This window comes from Brachybacterium paraconglomeratum (assembly GCF_003994255.1).
Classification (GTDB): domain Bacteria; phylum Actinomycetota; class Actinomycetes; order Actinomycetales; family Dermabacteraceae; genus Brachybacterium; species Brachybacterium conglomeratum.
In genome coordinates, this window is sequence record NZ_ML133861.1 from 19,216 (window position 1) to 41,547 (window position 22,332).

Below are 22,332 nucleotides of genomic sequence, written 5' to 3' on the forward strand. Positions count from 1 at the left end.
GATCACTTGTCCTTGTGGATGTTCCAGAAGCTGGGACCGATCGGCTCGGTGAAGTCGCCGGGGGCCACGAGATACCCCTCGGCGTCGACCTCGATCGGCAGCTGCGGCAGCGGACGGTGGGCCGGGCCGAAGATCACCTTGGCGCCGTCGGTGACGTCGAAGGTGGACTGGTGGCACGGGCAGAGCATGTGGTGCGTCTGCTGCTCGAACAGCGCGACCGGGCAGCCGACGTGCGTGCAGATCTTCGAGAACGCGAGCACGCCCTCCACGCCCATCGACATCGACTCGTCGTTCTTCGCGAGCTTGGGGTCGATGCGCACGATCACGGCCGCGGCCTTCGCGCGCTCCTCGAGGCGGTGCGGGGTCTCGTCGGTGAGGCCCTCGGGCATGACGTGGAAGATCGAGTTCATCGCGACGTCGGAGAGCTTGATCGGCGTGCCGTCGTGGTCCCGGGCGAGGCGCTGGCCCGGGTTCTGGCCCCAGAAGGTGTGGTGGAGCTTGTTGCCCGGGAGCGGGCCCAGCGTCGACAGCGGGGCGAGCACGGCGATGGGCAGGGCCGCGAGAGCCGCCACCATCGCGGTGACCATGACGGGACGACGGCCGATGCCGGTCTCCGCCAGACCGCTGGTGATCATCTCGGCAGCGGCCTTGCGCGTCTCGTCGGAGCCGCGGACGTCATGGCGCTCCTCGACCCACTCCTCGTCGGGCATGAGCGTCTTGGCCCAGTGCACCGCTGCGGCGCCGATGAAGAACACCGCGATCGCGAGACCGAGGCCCGTGACGAGGTTGGACCACCACAGCGCGCGGGGAGTGCCCTCCTCCGCGAAGATGTTGGTGTCCAGCGGCGTGACGAGGAAGTACGCCGCGATGAAGATGACCGTCCCGACCACGCTGAGGAGGAACATGAAGGCGACGAGTCGCTCGGCGCGCTTCTCCGCGGGCTTGGAGATGTCGGTCTGACGGGGGGTGTGGGGAGGCAGACCCGGGTTCGGGAACCCGCCGCCCTCCTTGGGGGCGAGGGTGCTGACCCGGGTGGGGGAGCTGCCGTCGGTGTTGGTGTTCATGCTCGCATTCACTTGGCCTTCGCCCCCAGCCACACGGCGGCGCCGAGGAGCAGGGACAGGATGATCGTCCAGGCGTACAGGCCCTCGGTCACGGGGCCGAGGGAGCCCAGGGAGATGCCGCCGGGGGAGCCGGTCTCCTCGAGGGTCTCGAGGTAGGTGATGACGTCCCGCTTGTCCTCGGGCGAGAGGTTGGTCTCGTTGAAGACCGGCATGTTCTGGGGACCGGTGTCCATGGCCTCGTAGACGTGCTTGCCCTCGACGCCCACGACCGGCGGGGCGTACTTGCCTCGGGTCAGCGCACCGCCGGCACCGGCGGCGTTGTGGCACATGGCGCAGTTCATGCGGAAGATCTCGCCGCCGCGCTCGGCGTTGCCCTTGCTGGTGTCCAGCCACTCCTCGTCCGGCACCGACGGGCCGGGGCCGAGCGAGGCCACGTACGCGGCGAGCTGACGGGTCTGCTCCTCGTTCATCTGCTGCGGCTTCTGGCGGGCCTGGGCGCCGGAGGCCTGCATGGGCATGCGGCCCGTGCCGACCTGGAAGTCGACGGCGGCGGCGCCCACGCCGATCAGCGAGGGGCCGAGGGTCTGACCGTCGGGGTCGCTGAGACCCGCGGCATCAAGTCCATGGCAGGTCGCGCAGTTGGCGAGGAAGAGGGCACGACCTTGCTCGACTTCGCTGTCGGTGTAGGCCTCGGCCTGGGCCGCCTGCGGCTGCAGGGCCGCGTACAGCCCGCCGGTCGCGACGAGCGCGAGCAGCAGGATCACGAGTAGCGCCATCGGGTGATGACGACGTGCGGCGAGAGCCTTCACGGTTCGGACCTCGATTCGTGGAGGGGGCGGGCGGGGAGGGACAGGAGTTCGGGGGTGCGTTGGGGCCCGGGGGCCGCTGCGCGGATCAGAAGATCGTCCAGTCGAAGTCGACCGGGACCACGTGGCCGGAGGAGGTGCCGGTCAGGATCGGGTCGAGCATGTACACGACGAAGAAGAGCACGATCCAGACCACGTCGACGAAGTGCCAGTAATAGGAGACGCAGATCGCCGAGACCTGCTCGTGGGCCGTGAAGCTCTCGGCGACGTAGGCGCGCATCAGCACCATCAGGAAGGCGACGAGGCCGCCGATCACGTGGAGGCCGTGGAAGCCGGTGGCGAGGTAGAAGACCGAGCTGAACGGCGAGGACGACATCGTGACGCCACTGTGGATGAGCTCGGCGTACTCGTAGGCCTGGCCCGAGACGAAGATCGCGCCGAGGATGAAGGTGAGCGTGTACCACTCGATCATCCCCCAGCCGGCGATGTTGAAGATCGAGCCCTCGCGGCGCTTGCGCGGCGAGAAGGACTGCCCCCAGGGGAAGCGGCCCTCGGCGACGAAGACGCCGATCTGGCAGGTGACGGAGCTGAAGACCAGGATCGAGGTGTTCAGCAGCGCGAAGCCATGGGTGAAGTTCGACTGGCCCTCGGCGAAGGTCTCCGGCGCCAACGACCGCAGCGTGAAGTACATCGCGAACAGGCCGCCGAAGAACATGAGCTCGCTGGCGAGCCAGACGAGGGTGCCGATCTGCGTCGGGTTCGGGCGGCCGACCGCTGGGGCGGCAGCGGGGGAGGAGCGCACAGGCAGAGTCGCAGTAGTCACGTCACCATTATGTCGTGTCGTCAGATTCGGTGTGTCGGTTCACGACGACCGAGCACATCGCGGGGCCTGCGCCCCGGGCGGACCGTGCCAGCATAGCCCTCCTGACGGCCTGTCACGAACCAGGACACGCGTCGATACGCCCAGGTGATCGACCATGTGCGTGCGTCGTGACCGTTCCGTGATCCGATCCGTGACCAGGGCGACGGTGCACCCGCTCGCAGGTGCGATGATCGAGGCATGAGCGAGCAGACCCCGACCTGGTCCCGGCTCACCGCGCGCCTGGTGCGCGGCGAGCATCTCGAGCACGCCGAGGCGAGCTGGGCGATGGACGAGATCATGACCGGAGAGGCGGGTCCCGTCCCGCTGGCGGGCTTCCTCGTGGCGCTCCAGGCCAAGGGCGTCAGCAGCATGGAGCTCGAGGCTCTGGCCGATTCGATGGTCGCCCATGCCCGTCCCGTCGCGGTGGAGCGGCATGCGATCGACATCGTCGGCACCGGGGGCGACCTCGCGCAGACTGTGAACATCTCCACGATGGCCTCGGTCGTGATCGCCGCGTCCGGCCGCACCGTCGTCAAGCACGGCAACCGCGCCTCGACCTCGCGCTCGGGCTCGGCCGACGTGCTCGAGGCGCTCGGCGTCCGGCTGGACCTCCCCGTGCCCGAGGTCGAGCGCCTGGTCGGCGAGGTCGGCATGACCTTCCTCTTCGCGCAGGTGTTCCATCCCTCCATGCGCTTCGCCGCCGAGGCGCGCAAGGGCCTGGGCATCCCCACCGTGATGAACATCCTGGGACCGATCACGAACCCCGCGCGGCCGCTCGCGAGCGCCGTCGGGGTCGCCGATCCGGCCATCGCCCCGACCGTCGCCGGCGTGTTCGCCTCGCGCGGCACCAGCGCCCTCGTCTTCCGCGGTCAGGACGGCCTGGACGAGCTCACGGTGAGCGTCTCCTCGGACGTCTGGGAGGTCCGCGGCGGGGAGGTGCGCTCGCACCTGCTGGACCCGACGGCGCTGCTGAGCATCCCCCGCAGCCCCCACGACGCGCTCCGCGGCGGCACGGCCGAGGAGAACGCACAGGTGGCCCGTGACCTCTACGCGGGCGCGAAGGACGGGCGGATGGGCCCGATCCGGGATGCGGTGCTGCTGAACGCCGCGGCGGGCATCCTCGCCCACGACGGCATCGGACAGCCGGCCGCCGACGGCTTCGAGGACCGCTTCCGCGCCGCCCACGCGGAGGCGGTCTCCACGCTCGACAGCGGGGCGCCGGCGACGCTGCTCGCGCGCTGGGCGGCGGCGTCCCAGGAGTCGCTCGCCGCGAACGGCTGAGCGCGCTCCCTCAGCCCTCGAGACCCAGGTCGAAGGCGGCGTCGAGGTCCCGCTTCGAGTAGGTCTTGAAGGCGATGTTGGTGGTGGTGTCCCGGACGCCCTCGACCCGGCTGAGCGAGCCGGCGATCACGCCGGCGAGGTCCTCGTGGTTCCGCACACGGGCCACCGCGATCAGGTCCACGTCGCCCGTGACGGAGTAGACCTGCTCGATCCCGTCGATGTCGACGATCGCCTCGGCGACCTCGGGGATGCGCTGGGGGTCGACGACGATCGAGACGATGGCGGTGATCATGGATTCTCCTTCGACGGGCGCGGGGGCGCCGAGCGGCTTCTCCCGTGAGCCTATTCCCCCGGAGCGGTCGAGGTCATGGCGAAGCGCCGGGAGAGGTGCTCCGCCTCGAAGCGGGCCCGGGCCGGCACCTGCCACGACCCCTCGCACAGCACCGTGCGCACGCCCTCGCCCTCGAGCCACCCCAGCAGGATCTCGGCCTCCTGGTGATACCCCTGGCACAGGGGCGCGGCGAGCTCGGCCTCGCCGGTCCCCGTCATCGCCAGGGAACGCGCGAAGGGCAGGGGGTCCTTCGCCGCCGGCACCAGGGTGGTCCCGGAGAACCGTCCGTAGCGCACGGCCAGCAGCTCCCAGCCGCGTCCGCCGATCACGGCCTCGGTGCTGGGCCGGGCCGCGATGAGCAGCGGCACCTCCGCGAGGGCGCGCAGCCGGGAGGCGCGACGGGCGGCGTCCAGATAGGCGAGAGCTAGTCGGCGCAGCTTCTCCGCCTCCTCGTAGCGTCCCGCGTCGACGTGGGCGCGCAGCCGGGAGGCGGCATGGTCGAGCACCTCGCGCGGGTCGGCGACCATGGCGCGGCGCAGCCGCTCGTGATGCCCGCTCGACGGGGCGGCGCTGCGCGCGGGATCGGCCTCCAGCGCGGCACCGCGCCCCATGACCGCGTCGGTGAGCAGCCCGCGCAGCGGCTGGGCGTCGTGCCGGGAGGCGAGGGGGCCGATGTGCGCCGAGCCGTCGGCCTCCGTACGGGCCAGCCGCGCCCCGCGCAGCCCCTCGCCCGTCGGCCCGAGCCGCAGCCAGTGTGCCGCCTCCGGGCGCAGCCCGCGCCGGTTAGAGGGCGGCTTCTCCTGCGCGATCAGCCGCAGCTCGCGCACGGCGGCCTCGGTGGCGGTGGCGCACTCGATCACGCGCAGCGACTCCGCGCGCGGCAGCATGTCCAGGATCGCGCGGCGCGTCTCGCTCGCGGTGAAGTAGGTGCGCACCCGGGAGCGCAGGTTCCGGGAGGTGCCGACGTACAGCACCGAGCCGTGCGCATCGAGGAACTGGTAGACGCCGGGGACCGAGGGGACGTCGGCCGCGAGGTGCTTCTTGCGCAGCTGCACGGGCTTGGCCCGGCGGTGGGCCGTGCCGAGGTCCTCGAGCGTCGAGGCGCCGGTCGGGCCCAGCCGGGCGATGATCGCGTGGAGCACGTCGACCGTCGCGCGGGCATCCGAGAGGGCACGGTGGTCCGGGGTGACCGCCGCCCCGACATGGGCGGCGAGGGTCGAGAGCTTGTGATCGCGCACCTCGTCGCGGCGGAAGACCGTCCGGGCGAGTGCGAGGGTGTCCAGCACGGTCGGCGCGGGCCACTCCAGCGCGCACTCGGCAGCGCGGGCGCGCAGGAAGCCGATGTCGAAGCGGGCGTTGTGGGCCACCAGCGCGGCCTCGGGCCCGACGAAGTCCAGGAACATCGGCAGCACGGTCCGGATCGAGGGGGCGCCGCGCACGGTCGCATCGGAGATGCCGGTGAGGGAGGCGATGTAGGCCGGGATCGGACGCTCCGGGTCCACGAAGGTGCGGAACTCGCCGAGCACCTCGCCGCCGCGCACCTTCACCGCGCCGATCTCGGTGATCGCGTCCGCGGCGGGATCCGTCCCGGTGGTCTCGAGATCGACCACCACCAGCGTCGCCTCCGCGAGCGGGGTGCCCAGGTCCTCGAAGCTGAGCTGACGGCGTGCGGGCATGGGGGACAGGCTACGACGCGGCCCCGACAGCCGGACGTCGGGAGGCTGCGCGGGCACCGGTCCGCGACGAGCCCGGACGCACGACGGGCCCCGCGATGCGCGACGGGCCCCACGACGCACGACGGGCCCCGGCACCGCCGGGGTGCCGGGGCCCGTCGGCCGTCGGGAGGCGCGCCCGCGCTCAGCCCTGGGGCTTGGGCGCGGAGTAGATCTTCTCGATGATCGGGGCGAGGTCCTTCACGACCACGTTGCGCTTGAGCTTCAGCGAGGGCGTGAGATAGCCGTTCTCCTCGGTGAAGTCGGAGTCGATGACCACGAAGGAGCGGATCGACTCGGCCCGGGAGACCGACTCGTTCGCCCGGTCCACCACCTTCTGCAGCTCGGCGCGGATCTCCGCGTCCTCCGCGGCCTGGGTGAGGCTCATCTCCGGCTTGCCGTTGTTCTTCAGCCAGGTCGGGAGCATCTCGGCGTCCAGCGTGAGGATCGCGGCGACGAAGGGCTTCTGGTCGCCGATCACCACGCACTGGCTGACCAGGGGGTGGGAGCGCAGCTGGTCCTCGAGCTGCGCCGGGGAGACGTTCTTGCCGCCCGCGGTGACGATGACCTCCTTGCGGCGTCCGGTGATCGTGATCGATCCGTCGTCGGCGAGGGAGCCGAGGTCACCGGTGTGGAACCAGCCGTCCTTCAGGGACTCGGCGGTGGCCTCGGGGTTGTTGTGATAGCCCTTGAACACCATCACGCCCTTGACCAGCAGCTCCCCGCTGTCGTCGATCGCGACGGAGGAGCCGGGCAGGGGCGGGCCCACGGTGCCGGGGCGGACGTCCCAGGGCAGGTTCACGCAGATCGGCGCCGTGGTCTCGGTGAGGCCGTAGCCCTCGAGCACGGTCACGCCGATGCCGCGGAAGAAGTGGGACAGCCGCGCACCCAGCGGAGCGCCGCCGGAGACCGCCCACTTGACCTGACCGCCCATCGCCTCGCGCAGGGTGCCGTAGACGAGACGGTCGAAGAGCTTGTGCTTGAGCGAGAGGGTGAGCGGGACCTTCCCGTCGGCCAGCGCGGTGGAGTAGTCGATCGCGGTCTTCGCGGCGGCGCCGAAGATCCTGCCCTTGCCGCTGGCGATCGCCTTGGCCTCGGCGCCGTTGTAGACCTTCTCGAACACGCGCGGCACGGCGAGCAGGAACGTGGGCTTGAAGGCGGCGAGGTCGGGCAGGAGGTTCTTGGTGTCCGGGGTGAAGGCCGTGGTGACCGGCCAGGCCGCGGCGAGCACCGTGATCAGACGGGCGAAGACGTGCGCCATGGGCAGGAACATCAGCAGGCGCGAGCCGCTGGGCAGCACCTTCTCGCCCAGCAGCGTCACCGCGCTGCGGGTGGTGTCGACGAAGTTCGCGTGCGTGAGCTCGGCGCCCTTGGGACGGCCGGTCGTGCCGGAGGTGTAGATGATGGTGGCGACGTCGTCGAGACGGCGCGCGGTGCGCCGGGACTCGAGCTCCTCGTCGCTGATCCCTGCGCCGCGCTGCCTGAGGTCCTCGAGGATCCCGTCCTCCAGCACGCCGATGCGCTGCAGCGCCGGCAGCTCGCCGCGCACCGACTCCATGTCCTCCTTGTGGCGCGTGGACTCGACGAGGGCGAACTTCGCCGCGGAGTCCGAGGCGATCCACTGGATCTGGCTCGGGGAGGAGGACTCGTAGATCGGGACGCTGACGCCGCCGGCCCACCAGATCGCCCAGTCCGCCAGCGCCCACTCGTAGCGGGTGCGGGAGAGGATCGCGACGACGTCGCCAGGGGCGACCTCGGAGGCGATCAGCCCCTTCGCGACCGCCTTGACGTCCTCGACGAAGTCGGCCGTCCGCATCGGTCGGTAGCCGCCGCCCTCCTGGGCGAGCTCGAAGATCGGCACGGAGGGATCCGCCCTGAGGCGCCCCAGCAGCAGGTCCGTCGAGTTCTCGTCGGGGCTGCTGTGATGCTGGGGCGGCGTGGTGTACTGCTTCATCGAATCTCCTTCGATCCGGCGGGGTGCACGTGACCGGCGTACCGGACGACCTGGCCGGAAGCGCTGGTGGGGTCGTGACGAGTCTACGGCAGAGCGCCACTACGATGAGCGCGACAGCTGCGCGACGACCGGATGCGCGCGGCGCGCAGGGGAACGAGGCAGGGACGGATGCTCTCCATCGGAGTCGACATCGGCGGCACGAAGATCGCGGCAGGGGTCGTGGACGAGGACGGCGAGATCATCGCCGCGACCACGCGCAGCACGCCGGCGACGGACCCGGCGCTGCTCGAGGCCGCGGTCGCCGATGCGGTCGCGGAGCTGCGCGGCGAGCACGCCGTCGGCGGGATCGGCGTCGGCGCGGCCGGGTTCATCGGCGCGGACCGGCGCACCGTCACCTTCGCCGCGAACCTGGCCTGGCGCGATCACCCCCTCGCCGACGAGCTCGAGCGCCTCACCGGGCTCCCGGTCGTCGTCGAGAACGACGCGAACGCCGCCGGCTGGGCGGAGTTCCGCTTCGGCGCGGCCCGGGAGGCGCGCCACATGCTGATGCTCACCGTCGGGACGGGGCTCGGCGGCGCGGCCGTGATGGAGGGGGTCCTGCTGCGCGGCAGCGCGGGCTTCGCCGGCGAGGTCGCCCACATGACCGCGGTGCCCGACGGGCAGTGGTGCGGGTGCGGGCTGCGCGGCTGCCTCGAGCAGTACACGGCCGGCACCGCGCTCGTGCGCGCCGCGAAGCGCCGGGCCGCGAGCGGCGACCCGCTGCTCGGTCCGCTGGTGCAGGCCGCGGGCGGGGACCGGCGCGCGATCGACGGCCCGCTCGTCACGCGACTGGCCCAGCAGGGAGACCCGGGCGCGCGGGAGCTCATCGCCGAGATCGGGACCTGGCTCGGACGCGGCGCGGCGACGATCTCCGCGCTGCTGGACCCCGACGTGATCGTCGTCGGCGGCGGCGTCTCGGCCGCCGGGGACCTGCTGCTGGATCCCGCCCGGCAGGCGTACTCCGCGAGCCTCACCGCCCGCGCGCACCGGCCCCTGGCGCCCTTCGTGCTCGCCGGCATGGGGAACCGTGCCGGGATCGTCGGCGCCGCGGACCTCGCCCGCTGAGCCGCGCAGGCGGGGAGCGCAGCCGCGCAGGCGGGGAGCGCTGCCGCGCAGGCGGGGAAAGCAGCCGCGCAGGCGGGGGCCGGCTCAGACCTCGGCGCCGTCGTCCCCCTCGTCGCGGGGGCGGCGCGGCAGCCGCAGCAGCAGCGAGACCATCCCGCCGAGCGCCGCGGCGCCGCCGGCCCATCCGAGCACGGAGGGCAGCGAGGACGAGAGCGTCACGGCGAGCAGGAGCACGAAGCCACCGAGCAGCGCGGTCCACGACCACAGCACCGCGGAGGAGGGCTGGGGGAGGTCCGGGTCCGGCGGGTCGAAGTCGCCGTAGAGCACCTCGTCGTCGTCGAGCTCGCGCGGCGGGGCGTCCCGCGGCCCCCTCGAGGGGTGTGCCTCGCGGGCACGTCGACGGGATTCCTGCAGGGCCGCCTCGGTCGGCTGCCCGTCCTCGTCCTCCTCAGTGGCGAAGCGGCCGGGGCCGTCCTCGTCTTCCGGCGCGGCCGGCTCGCGCGGCGCCCTGCCGGGGCCGAGCGCGAGCCCCTCGTCGCGCAGCATCCGGGCGAACTCTGCGTCAACGTCGCGGGGCTCGGGGGAGCGGCCGTCCTCCCCGGTCATCGGGACCCCTCGGGGAACGGGACATGGGCGTCCAGGAACCGGGCCGAGGTCTCGAACAAGATCGGGGCGTCGTGGTCGAGCGTCGCGAGATGGTGGCTCCGGGTGAGCGAGAGCCGTTCGACGGGCCCGCGGACCCGGGAGGCGACGAGATCGCTGTCGGAGGGCGGGACGGTGTGGTCGACGCGGGAGGTCGCCAGCAGCAGCGGCGCCTCGACGGCGCCGAGTCCCTCGCGGGTGCGGCGGAACAGCCGGCGCAGCTGGCCGACGGCGCGCAACGGCAGCCGCTCGTACGCCTCCTCGGAGACGTCCGCGCGCGCGATGTCCGACCCGATCCCGGGCAGGGTGCGCACCACCGGGGCGAGCAGATCGGCCGCGGCCGCGATCCGGGGCAGCGTCATCCCCGGGTTCACCGCGACCACGGCGGAGATCGCCCCGGCGAGCTCCTCGTCCTCGGCGAGCGCGAGGGCGAGGTTCCCGCCCATCGACAGCCCGCCCACCGCGATCGGCCCGAGCTCGCCGGACAGCTCCAGCGCCGCCTCGCGCACGCATCCGTACCAGTCCTGCCAGCTGGTGCGCGCGAGGTCCTGCTCAGTGCGCGCATGGCCGGGCAACAGCGGCAGCTCGACCTCCCAGCCGAGCGCGGCGTGGTGCTCCGCCCAGGGACGCAACGACTGCGGCGAGCCGGTGAACCCGTGGCACAGGAGGAGCCCGCCGCGCGGGTTAGAGTGACCCCGCGCGCGCCACGGCAGGGACAGTTCGCTGAAAGCCATGGGGACATCGTCGCATCCGATTCCGCCCGGGGCATCCTCGCCCCGTCCTCGAGCGCCCGCAGGAGGGCCGACGTGCTGTACGAGATCGCCAAGCCCTTCGTCATGGCGGTGGTGAGGGCCGTGTGGGCGCCGACGCTCAGCGGCCACGAGAACATCCCCGAGCAGGGACCGGTGATCCTGGCGTCGAACCATCTCACCTACGCCGATACCGTGTTCCTTCCCGGACAGGTGCGGCGCAGCGTGCACTTCCTGGGCAAGTCCGACATCTTCTCCGGCCGCTCGCCGATCGCGCGGCTGGCCGGCGCGGTGATGCGGGGGCTGCACGTGATGCCCGTGGACCGCAGCGGCGGCGGTGCCGCGCGCACCGCGATCCAGGCGGGGCTCGAGGTGCTCTCCCGCGGCGACGTGCTCGGCATCTATCCCGAGGGGACCCGCAGTCCCGACGGCCGGCTGCATCGCGGGAAGACCGGGGTGGCGCGCTTCGCCCTCGCCGCGGAGGCACCGATCGTGCCGGTCGCGATGATCGGCGCCTTCGAGGCGCAGCGGGGACGGAAGTACTTCCCGCGCCGCCGACCCCGCATCCATGTGGAGGTCGGGGCGCCGATCGATCCGGCGGAGGTTCTCGCCCGCCATCCCGGAGCCGACGAGGCGACACGGCTGCGCGCCGTGACCGACGAGGTCATGGACCGGATCGCCGCGCTCTCCGGGCAGGAGCGGGCCCCGGAGTACGCGAGCGACGTGAAGCGCCGGCTGCGCGCGGAGCAGGCCGCCGCGAAACCCGCGGGGACGCGGCGCCGACGGCGCTGAGCCCGTGACGGGCTCTCGCCCGGCCCGCGCCGTGCCCGCGACGGGCCGCGCACTGCCCGGCGATCGGTCCCTGCGCACGCACCCGTGCGGAACTGGCTACCCTGTCGGCGTGACTCCATTCAGCCCCGACGCCCCCGCCCGCGCCCACGACTTCTCGCTGTCCTCGGCCGATGACGGCCTGGCGGCGCTCGGCGCCTGGCGCGAGCTCCCGCGCGTGCAGCAGCCCGTGTGGCCCGACGAGGGGTCCCGCGCCCAGGTCTTCGACGACCTGCGTGCCGCGCCGCCGCTGGTCTTCGCCGGCGAGGTCGACGTGCTGCGCGAGCGCGTCGCCGCCGCGGCCCGCGGCGAGGCCTTCCTCCTCGCCGGCGGCGACTGCGCCGAGACCTTCGCGGACTCCACCGCGGATCGCATCCGCAACAAGATCCGCACCATCCTGCAGATGGCGGCCGTGCTCACCTACGGCGCCTCCGTGCCTGTCGTGAAGATGGGCCGGATGGCCGGACAGTTCGCCAAGCCCCGCTCCGCCGACGAGGAGACCCGCGACGGCGTGACACTGCCCACCTATCGCGGCGACGCGGTCAACGAGCACGCCTTCACCGAGGAGGCCCGGATCCCGGATCCGCGCCGCCTGTGGAAGACGTACACCACCAGCGCCTCCACGCTGAACCTCCTGCGCGCCTTCACGAACGGCGGCTTCGCGGACCTCCGCGAGGTCCATTCCTGGAACCGGGGCTTCACCTCCTCGGGCGTCGGCTACGACCGCTACGAGGAGCTCGCGGTGCAGATCGACAAGGCCGTGCGCTTCATGGACGCGATCGGCGCGGACTTCGACGCGCTGAAGGTCGTGGAGTTCTACGCCTCCCACGAGGCGCTGCTGCTGGACTACGAGGAGGCGCTCGCGCGCATCGACTCCCGCACCGGCGAGATCTATGGCTGCTCGGGCCACTTCCTGTGGATCGGCGAGCGCACCCGTCAGCTCGACGGAGCGCACGTGGAGTTCATGTCCCGTCTGCGCAACCCGATCGGGGTGAAGCTCGGCCCCGACGCCTCCCTCGACGACGCGCTGCGTCTGATCGACCGCCTCGACCCCGAGCGCGAGCCGGGCCGTCTCACCTTCATCACCCGCATGGGCGCCGGGAAGATCCGTGACCGGCTCCCGGCGCTGGTCGAGGGCGTGCGGGACTCCGGCGCCCAGGTCGCCTGGGTGACGGACCCGATGCACGGCAACACCATCACCTCCTCCAACGGCTACAAGACCCGCCGCTTCGAGGACATCCTCGACGAGGTCGTGGGCTTCTTCGAGGTGCACCAGGAGCTCGGAACCGTCCCGGCGGGCCTGCACATGGAGCTCACCGGCGACGACGTCACCGAGGTCCTGGGCGGCACCGGGGAGATCGACGAGGAGGGCCTCACCCGTCGCTACGAGACCCTCGTGGACCCGCGGCTGAACCATCAGCAGTCCCTCGAGCTCGCCTTCCTCGTCGCGGAGATGCTCTCCCGCCGCTGAGCGGCTTCGCGCACCCGGTAGCCCGACGACGACGGCGCCGCCCCGATCGGGGCGGCGCCGTCGTCGTGCCCGGGAGGCGGGAGCGCCGGAGCCTCGCCGCCCCGGCTCCGGGGTTCAGAAGACCTTGATCGTGATCGTCGAGCCCTTGGCCTGCTGGCTTCCCGCCGCGGCGGTCTGCTCGTAGACCTGGCCGAAGACCGGCTCGCCCTTGTCATGGACGACCTCGACCGTGAACCCGGCCGCCTCGAGGGCGGAGCGGGCCTCGGCCTCGGGCTTCTTGAAGACGTCCGGGACCGTGACCATCTCGGGGCCGAGGGAGGTGACGATGTGGACGGTGTCCCCGCGGTGCAGGGTGCCGGAGGCGGGGGACTGCGAGATCACCGAGCCCTTCGGGACCGACGGGGAGTGCGCCTCCGCGCTCGTGACGCGGAAGCCGGCCGCCTCGAGGGTGGAGCGCGCCGAGGCCGCGGGGGCGCCGGTCTGGTCCGGCACGGACAGCGGCTGACGGCCCTGCGAGACGACCACGTGGACCTCGCCGCCCTCGGGGAGCGCCTCGGCGTCGGCCGACTGGGAGATCACCACGCCCTGGGGGACGGTCTCGGAGTACTCCGCCTCGTCCTCGACCAGCTCGAGCCCGAGCGCCTCGACCTGCTCGCGCGCCTCCTCGAGGCCGGTGCCCTCGAGCGCGGGGACGGGGAAGGTCTCCACCCCCTTGGAGACCACGAGGTGGACGTCGCTGCCCTTCTTCAGGGTGGTGCCGGTCGAGGGCTCCGCGGAGATCACGTGCCCGGCCGGGACCGTGTCGTCGAAGCGCTCCTGGGTCCGCACGGTCAGATCGGAGGCGGTCAGCTCCGCCTCCGCGTCCTGCAGCGGGGTGCCGGTGACGAGCGGGACGGTCCGGTCGGCGCCGGGGCCGGTCTCGAGATACCAGTCGGCGCCGGTCCACGCCCCGCCCGCCAGCACGGCCACGAGGCTCAGCGCGGCGAGCGCGGCCATCGGCCGGGAGCGGCGGCGCGCGCCGACGGGCAGGTGCCGTCCGCGCCGGGCGCGGGGAGCGCGCACGACGAGGCTGCGCGTCCTCTCGTCCTCCTCGGCGGCGGCGCCCTCGGGCTCCTCGGCGTCCGTCCCGTCCTCGTCCTCCGCCTCCCCACCGGCGCCGGCGTCGGGCGCGGTGGTCTCGGCATCGGCGCCGCCGGGCGCGAAGACGCGCGGGCCGCGGGAGATGTCGGCCGCGACCTCGTCCAGTGAGGAGGTGGGGTGGGGGACGTCGCCGGTGTCGCTCGGCTCGATCTCCTCGGGCCGGGCGGCGAGCACCGCCGCGGGGAGCGTGCGGAGGAGCTCCCGCACCGCCTTCAGCAGGTCCGCAGCGGAGGCGGGTCGCTGCTCGACCCCGCGCGCGCAGGCCCAGGTGATCAGGGAGTCCAGAGGGCGGGGGATGCCGGAGACCAGCGTCGAGGGCGCGGGGATGTCCTCGTGGACGTGCTGGAAGGCGATGTGCACCGGCTGCTCGCCGCGGAAGGGCTGCCGTCCGGTCAGCATCTCGAACAGGACCACGCCGAGGGAGTAGAGGTCGCTGCGCTCGTCGGCCTCGCCGCGGGTGACCACCTCGGGGCTGATGTAGGCGACGGTGCCGAGCAGGGCGGCGCCGGTGGAGGAGTTGTTCGCGCCGATCGCGCGGGCGAGCCCGAAGTCGGCGACCTTCACGGTGTCCTGCCGGTCCAGCAGGATGTTCTCGGGCTTGATGTCCCGATGGACGATCCCGGCCCCGTGCGCGGCGACCAGCGCCTCCAGCACCTGCGCCGTGATCTCGAGGGACTCGCCGACGGTGAGGCGGCCGCGCTCCACGATCCGGGCGCGCAGCGTCTCGCCCTCGATGAGCTCCATGGCGAGGTAGATGCGGTCCTCGTCCTCGCCCTGGTCGAAGACTCCGACGACGTTGCGGTGGGCGAGGCGGGCGGCGGAGCGCGCCTCCCGTCCGAAGCGACGGCGGAAGTCCTCGTCCATCGCGAGGTGGGGATGCATGATCTTCAGGGCCACGACGCGGTCCAGCCGCTGGTCGTGCCCGCGGTGCACGGTCGCCATTCCGCCGCGCGCGATCGGCTCCTCGACCCGGTAGCGGTCGTCGAGGAGCAGGCTGATGCCGGGGGAAGTCGACGTCGCCGAGCTCACGTGTCCGAATCTATGGGGCGGGGGGCCCCGGAACCGGGAACGACACACGCGGCGCGCGGCACAGTGACGGGGTCGACGGGATGCGCGGGCCGCCGGAGCCGTGGCACTCTGGTCCCGTGAACGACCTGGACACCCTCATCACCGAATGGCTCACCCTCCCCGACGTCGCCGAGCATCTCGACGTCGAGGTCTCGCGCGTCCGCCGCCTCATCGAGGAGGGCCAGCTGGTCGCCGTGCGGCGCGGGGATCCCGTGGTGCGCATGGTGCCGGCGCTGCTGCTCAAGGACGGCGAGATCACCCCGCACCTGCCCGGCACGATCACCGTGCTGCGCGACGGCGGCTTCGAGGACGCGGAGCTGCTGGCCTGGCTGTTCGAGGAGGACGACTCGCTCCCCGGCCGTCCCATCGACCACCTCCGCCGGGGCCAGCGCGGCGAGGTGCGCCGCCGGGCGCTCGCCCTCGCCCTCTGAGTCGCCGCCTGGCAGGCCGACCAGGACGTCCCGTCCCGGTCGGCGCCGGCCTCAGGCCCGCAGCGAGTCGACGTCCGTCGCACGCACTGCGAGGGCCTCGAGCCCGGCGCGGCCCAGCTCTCCCAGCCCCTCGGCGGCCTCCAGGAGCTCCCGGCCCCGGGTGGCGCGAGCGCGCACGTCGGCGGCGACCGAGGCGACGGCCCCCGTCGCGACCATGAGCTCGTGCACGGCGTGGACGGCCGCCTCGTCCGCCTCGGCATCGCCGACCACGCGCGAGAGCAGGCGCTGTCCCTCGGCGTCGGCCGCGGCCTCGGTGCGGGCCAGGAGCACGGTGCGCTTGCCCTCGACGATGTCGCCGCCGATCGGCTTGCCGGTGGCGTCCTGGTCCCCGACCACGCTGAGCAGGTCGTCGCGCAGCTGGAACGCGGTCCCCACCTCGATCGCCCAGCTGGAGAGCGCCTCGAGCTCCGGCTCCTCGGCGCCCATCAGCGCCGCCCCCATCCGCACGGGCCGCAGCACGGTGTACGGCACCGTCTTCCAGCGGATCACCGAGAGCGCGGCCTGCTCCGCATCGGGGGCGGAGGCGAAGCCGCCCGCCTGATGGAGGATGTCGAGGTGCTGCCCGGACATCACCTCGGTGCGCATGGCCTCGAACTCGGCGCGGGCCGCCGCGACGCGTGCGGCGGGACCCGGGATCGCCGCTGCGATCTGCTCCGCCCAGGTCAGGGCGAGGTCGCCGAGCACGATCGCGACCGCGACGCCGAACTCCTCGGCGGAGCCGGAGAGCCCGGCGGCCTCGTGCGAGCGCTGGGCCCGGACATGCTGCGCCGGGCGTCCCCGCCGCACGGGGGAGTGGTCGATCACGTCGTCGTGGAGCAGCGCCGCCGCCTGCACGAGCTCGATCGCCGCGCCCAGCCTCGCGAGCGCCTCCACCTCCTCTGCCGTCGGCTCCCGGCGGAGCGCCGCGACCCCGCCCCAGAAGCAGAACCGGGGACGGAGCAGCTTCCCGCCCTCGAGGAAGGCCTTGAGGTCGTCCACCAGCGCCGCGCTCTCCATCGAGATCCGCCCCAGCTGCGCCCTGCGCTCGGAGAGCTCGGCGGACGTGACCTCCTCGATCCGGGAGACGAGCAGCGCGTCGAGATCCGAGAGGCGAGCGGCGGGGGGAGTCGGCGAGGCAGCGGTCATCGAGGGGTCCTTTCGCACGGGTGCCCCTGATCCTCCCATGCACGCCTGGGACCTCCCGCGCACGCCCGGGCGCGACGCGACCGTTCCTCCCCACCGGGGCTCCGTCCCCAGGGCGCGCTCCTCCCGCCCGCTCGGCCGCCCGATCGCGCAGGGTCGGGGCATGACGACGCACATCACCCCCGCCGATCCCGGCCGCCACCTCGGCGCGGCCGCCGACCCCGCCGAACTCCTCGCCGAGGCGCGGCTCAGCCTGTACGAGGCCCCCTCGGACTGCCTGCTCCTTTCCGGCACCGCCGCACCGGGCCGCCAGCCCCTGATCACCCGGTCCTCCCTGCACGACCTCCTCGCTCCGTGCGGCGGCGAGAATCTCCGCCGCCACGTCCGCCTCGTCGCCGAGCGGGGAGCGGAGGGGATGCACGCCCTGATCGTGATCGGCGACGGCCGGCAGAGCGTGCTCGAGCCGCTGGTGCGCGAGGTGCTCGCCCGCGCCGGCGGCCTCGTGGCCGCCACCGCCGCCGCGCTCGGCCCGGGCGGGGCGCAGCTGCTCAGCCTCCGCGGCGCCGCCGACGGACGCCGCTGGGAGCTCCGAGCGGCGACGGGCGGGGACGAGGAGCTTCTGGCCGTGCCGGCCGGGCCGCTGCGCGACTTCGCCGCGACGCAGGCCGCGGCCCGCGCGGTCCTGGCGGGGCGAGCCATCCCCCAGGAGGCCCGCCCCGAGCCGCTGCTCGAGGAGATCGGGCGCGCCCTGCACCTGCCGCCCCCGGACCTCGCCTCCGCCGCCGATCCCGGCCTCCTCCTCGCCGAGGCCGGCGCGGCCCTCCGTGCCCTGCGGCGGGGCCGGCCGGGGGCTGTCGGCGCGGACGGGATGACGAAGTGTGAACACATCGCGCAGCTGCTCGCGGCGCTCGCCGTGGACCGCCTCCACTGGGAGCTCCTCGCCCAGCTGGTCGAGCACGGCGGGGCGCCGCCGATCGCCCGCGAGACCCTCCTCCAGGAGCTCGTCGCCGATCCCACCAGACGCCCCCACCCGGACGTCTGCGCAGGTGGCAGGGTGTACGTGCTGCTCGAGGAGATGCGCTGCGTGGCCTCGGCGGCGCTCGATGCCGCGGGGCCCGCCGCGCGCGGCACTGCGCGCCCTGCGTGGCGGGCGCTGACCGCTCTGCTGGTCCTGCTCGCCTGGTGGAACCACCGCTTCGCGACCGCGGGGAGCCTCGTCGACGAGCTCCGGCATCGGGAACCGGACTCCACTCTGGCACCCTTGCTGTCGAGAATGACCGACACCCCCGTCTTCCCCGCCTGGTGGCCCAGCACCTGAGGGGAGGGGGAGCCCGGGAGCACCGCGCCGGGCAGGAAGGAACGCTGCCGATGACCCTCCTCGGAGAGCACCGCGGCCCCGACGCCCCGACCGACCCGCAGGGCGACGGAGGGCCCGCCGCCCAAGCCGCGGCGGAGCACCGCACGGGGACCCCCGCCCTGCTCGGGGCATGGCACCCCGACCGCGGCGCGGGAGACCGACGGTTCACCTCGATCGGCGCGCTGCCGCTCGAGAGCGGCGAGGTGCTCGAGGACGTCACGATGGCCTACGAGACCTGGGGGACCCTCGACCGCGACCGCGGCAACGCCGTCCTCGTCCTCCATGCCCTGACCGGCGACTCCCATGTGCGCGGCGCCGCCGGGCCGTCCCACCCCACGCCCGGCTGGTGGGAGGAGATCGTCGGCCCCGGGCGGCCGATCGACACCGACCGGTACTTCGTCATCGCCCCCAACGTGCTCGGCGGCTGCCAGGGCAGCACCGGACCGAGCTCCGCCGCTCCCGACGGACGGCCCTACGGCTCCCGCTTCCCGCAGGTGACGATCCGCGACCAGGTCGCGGCCGAGCACCGCCTCGCCGAGGAGCTGGGCCTGCCCCGCTGGGCGCTGGTGATCGGCGGCTCGATGGGCGGCATGCGGGCGATCGAATGGGGAGTCACCCACCCCGAGCAGGTCGAGCGCCTCGCCGTGATCGCCTCGTCGGCCCGCGCGAGCGCCGACCAGATCGCCTGGAACAGCGCCCAGGTCGCGGCGATCCGCGTCGACCCCGCCTTCCACGGCGGCGACTACTACCACCTCCCGCCGGAGGAGGGCCCCCACGCCGGGCTCGGCATCGCCCGCCGCATCGCCCACACCACCTATCGCACCGCCGACGAGCTCGAGGCGCGCTTCGGCAACCGCTCCCAGGGCCCCGAGAACCCCCTCGACGGCAGCGGCCGGCACCAGGTGACCAGCTACCTCGACCATCACGCGGTCAAGCTCTCCCGCCGCTTCGACGCGAACTCCTATGCCACCCTCGCCCAGTCGATGAGCACCCATGACGTGGGCCGCGACCGCGAGGGCACCGCCGCGGCCCTGCGGCGCGTGCGTGCCCGGACCCTGGTCGTCGCGATCGACTCCGACCGCCTCTTCCCGCCGGAGCTCGTGCGCGAGATCGCCGAGCACGTCCCGGTCGCCCGCTGGCAGCTGGCGAGCTCGCCGATCGGGCACGACGCCTTCCTGCTGGCCCATCCGGGACTGGAGAAGTGGATCGGCGACCTGCTGGACCATTAAGCTGGCCGCGCCGCAGCACCGCTGCGCAGGGAGGAGACGTCGCGTGACCATCGTCGTGGGGTACGCCCCGTCCACGCAGGGGAGGGCCGCGCTGCGCGCCGGCATCCGCTACGCCGAGCGCACGGGCTCGCCGCTGCTCGTCGCCGCCCATCAGCACGCCGTGCCCGGCAGCGGAGGGGCCGCCGCGACCGAGGAGGAGGTGCGCGCTGAGCTCGAGGAGCAGGGCGCGGACCTCGAGGGCGTCACGATCCGCCGAGGCCCCGACCGCGAGATCGGCGAATTCCTGCTCGCCACGATCGAGGACGTCCAGGCCGAGCTCGTGGTGATCGGCCTGCGCCGCAAGTCGCCGATCGGCAAGCTGAACCTCGGCGCCTCGGCCCGCAGGGTCGTGCTCGGCGCGCCCTGCCCTGTGCTCACCGTCAAGGACCAGGACCCCGCCTGAGCCGCGGCCGGGGCTGCCCGGGACGCGACGGCGCGGAGGCGCCGATCACGTGCCGCGCGGCCGGGGAGCGGGGTGCGGGAATACCTGCCCCTGAAGAGCGTTACACTGAGCAGGCTTGACGGCACCGTGCCTTCGTGCGCCCCTTCCGCGGTACAGACCGGGAACGCGACACGCGGCGCACACCGTGAGCCGCGCCGAGAAGACCGATCGCCCGAGTGCGGCGGACCGCCCGCACCGGGCCGCCGCCGGAAGAAGGAACTCTGTGACCTCCTCCAAGACTGCTGAGACCGCCCCCGCGGCGAAGAACAGCACCAGCGCCGCGGCCTCGACGACCGACGAGGCCGTCGAGGGCGGTGCCCCCGTGACCGACGAGGGCGGTGCCGCGAAGACCACCACCAAGACGGCCGCGAAGAAGACGGCCGCGAAGAAGGCCGCCCCCTCGAGCCGGGGAGCCTCCGCCAAGCGCACCAGCGCCAAGGCCGCCGCGAATACCTCCGATCAGGCCGAGGCCCCCGAGGCCGAGGACTCCGCCGAGGAGGCCGAGGCGCCCAAGGCCTCCCCCGGCGACCGAAAGGTCGAGGAGTCCGGTGGCTTCGTGTACAACGCCGCCGAGGACGATGCCCCTGCCCAGCAGGTCGTCACCGCCGGCGCGACCGCCGACCCGGTCAAGGACTACCTCAAGCAGATCGGCAAGGTCGCGCTGCTCAACGCCGCCCAGGAGGTCGAGCTCGCCGAGCGCATCGAGGCCGGCCTCTACGCCGAGCAGAAGCTCAAGGGCGACGAGTCCTATCGCGACAAGAACGGCCGCCTCACCAAGGCCGGCCGCGAGCTGACGATGATCGCGGACGACGGCCGCGCCGCGAAGGACCACCTGCTCGAGGCGAACCTCCGCCTCGTCGTCTCCCTCGCCAAGCGCTACACCGGCCGCGGCATGCTGTTCCTGGACCTCATCCAGGAGGGCAACCTGGGCCTGATCCGCGCGGTCGAGAAGTTCGACTACGCCAAGGGCTACAAGTTCTCCACCTACGCCACCTGGTGGATCCGACAGGCGATCACCCGCGCCATGGCGGACCAGGCCCGCACCATCCGCATCCCGGTGCACATGGTCGAGGTCATCAACAAGCTCGCCCGAGTGCAGCGCCAGATGCTCCAGGACCTGGGCCGCGAGCCCACCCCGGAGGAGCTCGCCAAGGAACTCGACATGACCCCCGAGAAGGTCGTCGAGGTCCAGAAGTACGGTCGCGAGCCGATCTCCCTGCACACCCCGCTGGGCGAGGACGGCGACAGCGAGTTCGGCGACCTGATCGAGGACTCCGAGGCCGTCGTCCCCGCGGACGCGGTGAGCTTCACCCTCCTGCAGGAGCAGCTCCACTCGGTGCTGGACACCCTCTCCGAGCGCGAGGCCGGCGTGGTCTCCATGCGGTTCGGGCTCGAGGACGGCCAGCCCAAGACGCTCGACGAGATCGGCAAGGTCTACGGCGTCACCCGTGAGCGGATCCGCCAGATCGAGTCCAAGACCATGAGCAAGCTGCGACACCCCTCGCGCTCCCAGGTGCTGCGCGACTACCTGGACTGATCAGGGCGCACCTCTCATCACCGGGCGGGCCCGGGATCCTCCGCGGATCCCGGGCCCGCCCTCCGTCGGACCACGCAGGAGGAGCCATGTCGCAGCACCGCGGCGCAGCGCCGCACACCGTCGAGCCCGCTCGCGCCGCGCTCGACGACGCCGCACCGCTGCCAGTCGAGGTGCACCGCGTCCTGCCCGAGCAGTGGCGTGCGCACCGCGAACTGCGCCTGGATATGCTCGAGGCCGACCCGGACGCCTTCTGGGCCGACCTCGCCGAGGTGCGCTCCCGCACCGAGGCGCAGTGGCGGGAGGAGATCGCCGGACCCCGGATCCACCTCCAGGCCCGCGCCGGCGAGACGGTGCTCGGCGGGATCGCCCTGCTGCCCGAGGGCTACACGCCGGAGCACCCGATCCCCGAGGACCGCTCGAACATCGTCTCGCTCTGGGTGCGGCCGACGGCGCGGGGCCGCGGCATCTCCACGCTGCTCCTGCGCAGCGTCGCGGAGCTCGCGCTCTCGATCGGCCGGCCCGAGCTGAGCCTCGACGTCGACGACACCAACTCCTCTGCACGGGCCGTCTACGAGCGCCTCGGCTTCCGCGCGACCGGCCAGCGCGAGCCGCGCGAGGGCCGCGACAGCGCCTGGATCGAGTACGTGCTCGGCGCGGAGGAGCTGCTGCGCGGCTGAGGCGCGGCCCGCCCCCGGACACGACGAAGGGTGCCCGCCAAGATGGCGGGCACCCTTCGTGGAAGCGGGGAGGGGGAGTCGATCAGTCCTGTGTCAATCCGACTGATCTCCTGCCGCTCGTTCCTCGCAGCACGTCGATCAGTCCTGTGTCATTCCGACTGATCTCCTGCCGCTCGTTCCTCGCAGCACGTCGATCAGTCCTCGACGGGCTCCGGCTTGAGGTGGAGCCGCTCGGTCTCGTCGATGACCTCGGAGGCGATGCCCTTCAGGGCGTCCTCGTGGGCGCGGGCGTGGTGGGCGCAGAACATGAGCTCGCCGCCCGCCTCGAGCAGCACCTTGACGTACGCCTGGGCGCCGCAGCGGTCGCAGCGGTCGTGGGCAGTGAGCCGGGGGGCTTCGAGAGTGAGGTTCATGGGATCCTTTGTA

General features: G+C 73.1%; 21 protein-coding genes. 10 read left to right on the forward strand and 11 right to left on the reverse strand.

Translation table 11 applies throughout. From position 1 onward, the window contains the following. Positions 1-2 precede the first annotated feature (2 nt). From qcrA to ctaE, 3 genes are all read right to left on the reverse strand, one after another. Positions 3-1,064, reverse strand: a complete 1,062-nt coding sequence (qcrA, locus tag DS079_RS14615) for a cytochrome bc1 complex Rieske iron-sulfur subunit (RefSeq protein WP_126988563.1) — start codon at positions 1,062-1,064, stop codon at positions 3-5. Between the two features lie 8 nt (positions 1,065-1,072). Further along, positions 1,073-1,873, reverse strand: coding sequence for a cytochrome bc1 complex diheme cytochrome c subunit (gene qcrC, locus DS079_RS14620; RefSeq protein WP_029360453.1), 801 nt, complete (start codon positions 1,871-1,873; stop codon positions 1,073-1,075). An 85-nt stretch (positions 1,874-1,958) separates the two neighbouring features. After that, complete coding sequence (gene ctaE / locus DS079_RS14625; protein WP_126988564.1) at positions 1,959-2,693, reverse strand: aa3-type cytochrome oxidase subunit III; 735 nt, start codon at positions 2,691-2,693, stop codon at positions 1,959-1,961. 237 nt (positions 2,694-2,930) lie between these two features. Here ctaE and trpD point away from each other — a divergent pair, with 237 nt between their 5' ends. Continuing rightward, entirely contained in the window at positions 2,931-4,013 is a 1,083-nt protein-coding gene (trpD, locus tag DS079_RS14630; protein ID WP_126988565.1) for an anthranilate phosphoribosyltransferase, read from the forward strand. A gap of 10 nt (positions 4,014-4,023) precedes the next feature. On the opposite strand, the gene DS079_RS14635 is transcribed toward trpD, so the two are convergent. The 3 genes from DS079_RS14635 to DS079_RS14645 all read right to left on the reverse strand — a co-directional run bounded on the left by DS079_RS14635 (position 4,024) and on the right by DS079_RS14645 (position 8,010). Beyond that, positions 4,024-4,305, reverse strand: a complete 282-nt coding sequence (locus DS079_RS14635; protein WP_010550590.1) for an Lrp/AsnC family transcriptional regulator — start codon at positions 4,303-4,305, stop codon at positions 4,024-4,026. A gap of 50 nt (positions 4,306-4,355) precedes the next feature. Continuing rightward, positions 4,356-6,020, reverse strand: a complete 1,665-nt coding sequence (locus DS079_RS14640; protein ID WP_126988566.1) for a DEDD exonuclease domain-containing protein — start codon at positions 6,018-6,020, stop codon at positions 4,356-4,358. A gap of 181 nt (positions 6,021-6,201) precedes the next feature. Beyond that, complete coding sequence (locus tag DS079_RS14645; protein ID WP_126988567.1) at positions 6,202-8,010, reverse strand: AMP-dependent synthetase/ligase; 1,809 nt, start codon at positions 8,008-8,010, stop codon at positions 6,202-6,204. Positions 8,011-8,178: 168 nt separating this feature from the next. Between DS079_RS14645 and DS079_RS14650 the strand changes: the two genes are divergently transcribed. Next, positions 8,179-9,114, forward strand: coding sequence for an ROK family protein (locus DS079_RS14650; protein WP_010550593.1), 936 nt, complete (start codon positions 8,179-8,181; stop codon positions 9,112-9,114). 84 nt (positions 9,115-9,198) lie between these two features. Here DS079_RS14650 and DS079_RS14655 read toward each other — a convergent pair whose 3' ends face one another. Together DS079_RS14655 and DS079_RS14660 are read right to left on the reverse strand one after the other, a co-directional pair. After that, positions 9,199-9,720, reverse strand: coding sequence for a hypothetical protein (locus DS079_RS14655; RefSeq protein ID WP_126988568.1), 522 nt, complete (start codon positions 9,718-9,720; stop codon positions 9,199-9,201). Then, complete coding sequence (locus tag DS079_RS14660) at positions 9,717-10,490, reverse strand: alpha/beta hydrolase (RefSeq protein ID WP_126988569.1); 774 nt, start codon at positions 10,488-10,490, stop codon at positions 9,717-9,719. The genes DS079_RS14655 and DS079_RS14660 overlap by 4 nt, the downstream gene beginning before the upstream one ends. 72 nt (positions 10,491-10,562) lie before the next feature. Here DS079_RS14660 and DS079_RS14665 point away from each other — a divergent pair, with 72 nt between their 5' ends. Continuing rightward, positions 10,563-11,297 carry a lysophospholipid acyltransferase family protein gene (locus tag DS079_RS14665; protein ID WP_126988570.1) on the forward strand — a complete coding sequence of 245 codons (735 nt, stop codon included), beginning with the start codon at positions 10,563-10,565 and terminating at the stop codon, positions 11,295-11,297. A gap of 109 nt (positions 11,298-11,406) precedes the next feature. Next, positions 11,407-12,804, forward strand: a complete 1,398-nt coding sequence (locus tag DS079_RS14670; RefSeq protein ID WP_373877737.1) for a class II 3-deoxy-7-phosphoheptulonate synthase — start codon at positions 11,407-11,409, stop codon at positions 12,802-12,804. A 114-nt stretch (positions 12,805-12,918) separates the two neighbouring features. Here DS079_RS14670 and pknB read toward each other — a convergent pair whose 3' ends face one another. Beyond that, entirely contained in the window at positions 12,919-14,973 is a 2,055-nt protein-coding gene (gene pknB / locus DS079_RS14675; protein WP_126988571.1) for a Stk1 family PASTA domain-containing Ser/Thr kinase, read from the reverse strand. Positions 14,974-15,089: 116 nt separating this feature from the next. On the opposite strand from pknB, the gene DS079_RS14680 reads away from it, so the two are divergent. Then, on the forward strand, positions 15,090-15,443 hold the full coding sequence (locus DS079_RS14680; RefSeq protein ID WP_126988572.1) for an Rv2175c family DNA-binding protein: 354 nt from the start codon (positions 15,090-15,092) through the stop codon (positions 15,441-15,443). A 51-nt stretch (positions 15,444-15,494) separates the two neighbouring features. Here the strand turns inward: DS079_RS14680 and DS079_RS14685 are convergent, their stop codons facing one another. Beyond that, positions 15,495-16,628 carry a polyprenyl synthetase family protein gene (locus tag DS079_RS14685; RefSeq protein ID WP_126988573.1) on the reverse strand — a complete coding sequence of 378 codons (1,134 nt, stop codon included), beginning with the start codon at positions 16,626-16,628 and terminating at the stop codon, positions 15,495-15,497. A gap of 160 nt (positions 16,629-16,788) precedes the next feature. On the opposite strand from DS079_RS14685, the gene DS079_RS14690 reads away from it, so the two are divergent. From DS079_RS14690 to DS079_RS14710, 5 genes are all read left to right on the forward strand, one after another. After that, positions 16,789-17,943: a hypothetical protein gene (locus DS079_RS14690; protein WP_126988574.1), complete on the forward strand. Its 1,155-nt coding sequence runs from the start codon at positions 16,789-16,791 to the stop codon at positions 17,941-17,943. A 50-nt stretch (positions 17,944-17,993) separates the two neighbouring features. Further along, positions 17,994-19,211: a homoserine O-acetyltransferase MetX gene (gene metX, locus DS079_RS14695; protein ID WP_126988575.1), complete on the forward strand. Its 1,218-nt coding sequence runs from the start codon at positions 17,994-17,996 to the stop codon at positions 19,209-19,211. A gap of 43 nt (positions 19,212-19,254) precedes the next feature. After that, a complete protein-coding gene (locus DS079_RS14700; protein WP_010550603.1) occupies positions 19,255-19,653 on the forward strand; it encodes a universal stress protein in 399 nt (132 codons plus the stop codon). Between the two features lie 184 nt (positions 19,654-19,837). Then, complete coding sequence (locus tag DS079_RS14705; RefSeq protein WP_126988576.1) at positions 19,838-21,229, forward strand: RNA polymerase sigma factor; 1,392 nt, start codon at positions 19,838-19,840, stop codon at positions 21,227-21,229. Positions 21,230-21,315: 86 nt separating this feature from the next. Next, the gene (locus tag DS079_RS14710) at positions 21,316-21,906 is read left to right on the forward strand and encodes a GNAT family N-acetyltransferase (protein WP_126988577.1); all 591 of its coding nucleotides are present in this window, start codon (positions 21,316-21,318) and stop codon (positions 21,904-21,906) included. Between the two features lie 194 nt (positions 21,907-22,100). On the opposite strand, the gene DS079_RS14715 is transcribed toward DS079_RS14710, so the two are convergent. Further along, positions 22,101-22,319, reverse strand: a complete 219-nt coding sequence (locus DS079_RS14715; RefSeq protein ID WP_010550606.1) for a DUF7455 domain-containing protein — start codon at positions 22,317-22,319, stop codon at positions 22,101-22,103. Between the last annotated feature and the right edge of the window lie 13 nt (positions 22,320-22,332).

Bases quoted from the DNA above. Each gene is read 5' to 3' on its own strand.
- DS079_RS14650 (WP_010550593.1), top strand. From the start codon at position 8,179: ATGCTCTCCATCGGAGTCGACATCGGCGGCACGAAGATCGCGGCAGGG.
- trpD (WP_126988565.1), top strand. From the start codon at position 2,931: ATGAGCGAGCAGACCCCGACCTGGTCCCGGCTCACCGCGCGCCTGGTG.
- DS079_RS14685 (WP_126988573.1), bottom strand. From the start codon at position 16,628: ATGACCGCTGCCTCGCCGACTCCCCCCGCCGCTCGCCTCTCGGATCTC.
- DS079_RS14660 (WP_126988569.1), bottom strand. From the start codon at position 10,490: ATGGCTTTCAGCGAACTGTCCCTGCCGTGGCGCGCGCGGGGTCACTCT.
- DS079_RS14635 (WP_010550590.1), bottom strand. From the start codon at position 4,305: ATGATCACCGCCATCGTCTCGATCGTCGTCGACCCCCAGCGCATCCCC.
- DS079_RS14710 (WP_126988577.1), top strand. From the start codon at position 21,316: ATGTCGCAGCACCGCGGCGCAGCGCCGCACACCGTCGAGCCCGCTCGC.
- DS079_RS14645 (WP_126988567.1), bottom strand. From the start codon at position 8,010: ATGAAGCAGTACACCACGCCGCCCCAGCATCACAGCAGCCCCGACGAG.
- DS079_RS14655 (WP_126988568.1), bottom strand. From the start codon at position 9,720: ATGACCGGGGAGGACGGCCGCTCCCCCGAGCCCCGCGACGTTGACGCA.
- DS079_RS14690 (WP_126988574.1), top strand. From the start codon at position 16,789: ATGACGACGCACATCACCCCCGCCGATCCCGGCCGCCACCTCGGCGCG.
- metX (WP_126988575.1), top strand. From the start codon at position 17,994: ATGACCCTCCTCGGAGAGCACCGCGGCCCCGACGCCCCGACCGACCCG.
- qcrA (WP_126988563.1), bottom strand. From the start codon at position 1,064: ATGAACACCAACACCGACGGCAGCTCCCCCACCCGGGTCAGCACCCTC.
- DS079_RS14715 (WP_010550606.1), bottom strand. From the start codon at position 22,319: ATGAACCTCACTCTCGAAGCCCCCCGGCTCACTGCCCACGACCGCTGC.
- DS079_RS14640 (WP_126988566.1), bottom strand. From the start codon at position 6,020: ATGCCCGCACGCCGTCAGCTCAGCTTCGAGGACCTGGGCACCCCGCTC.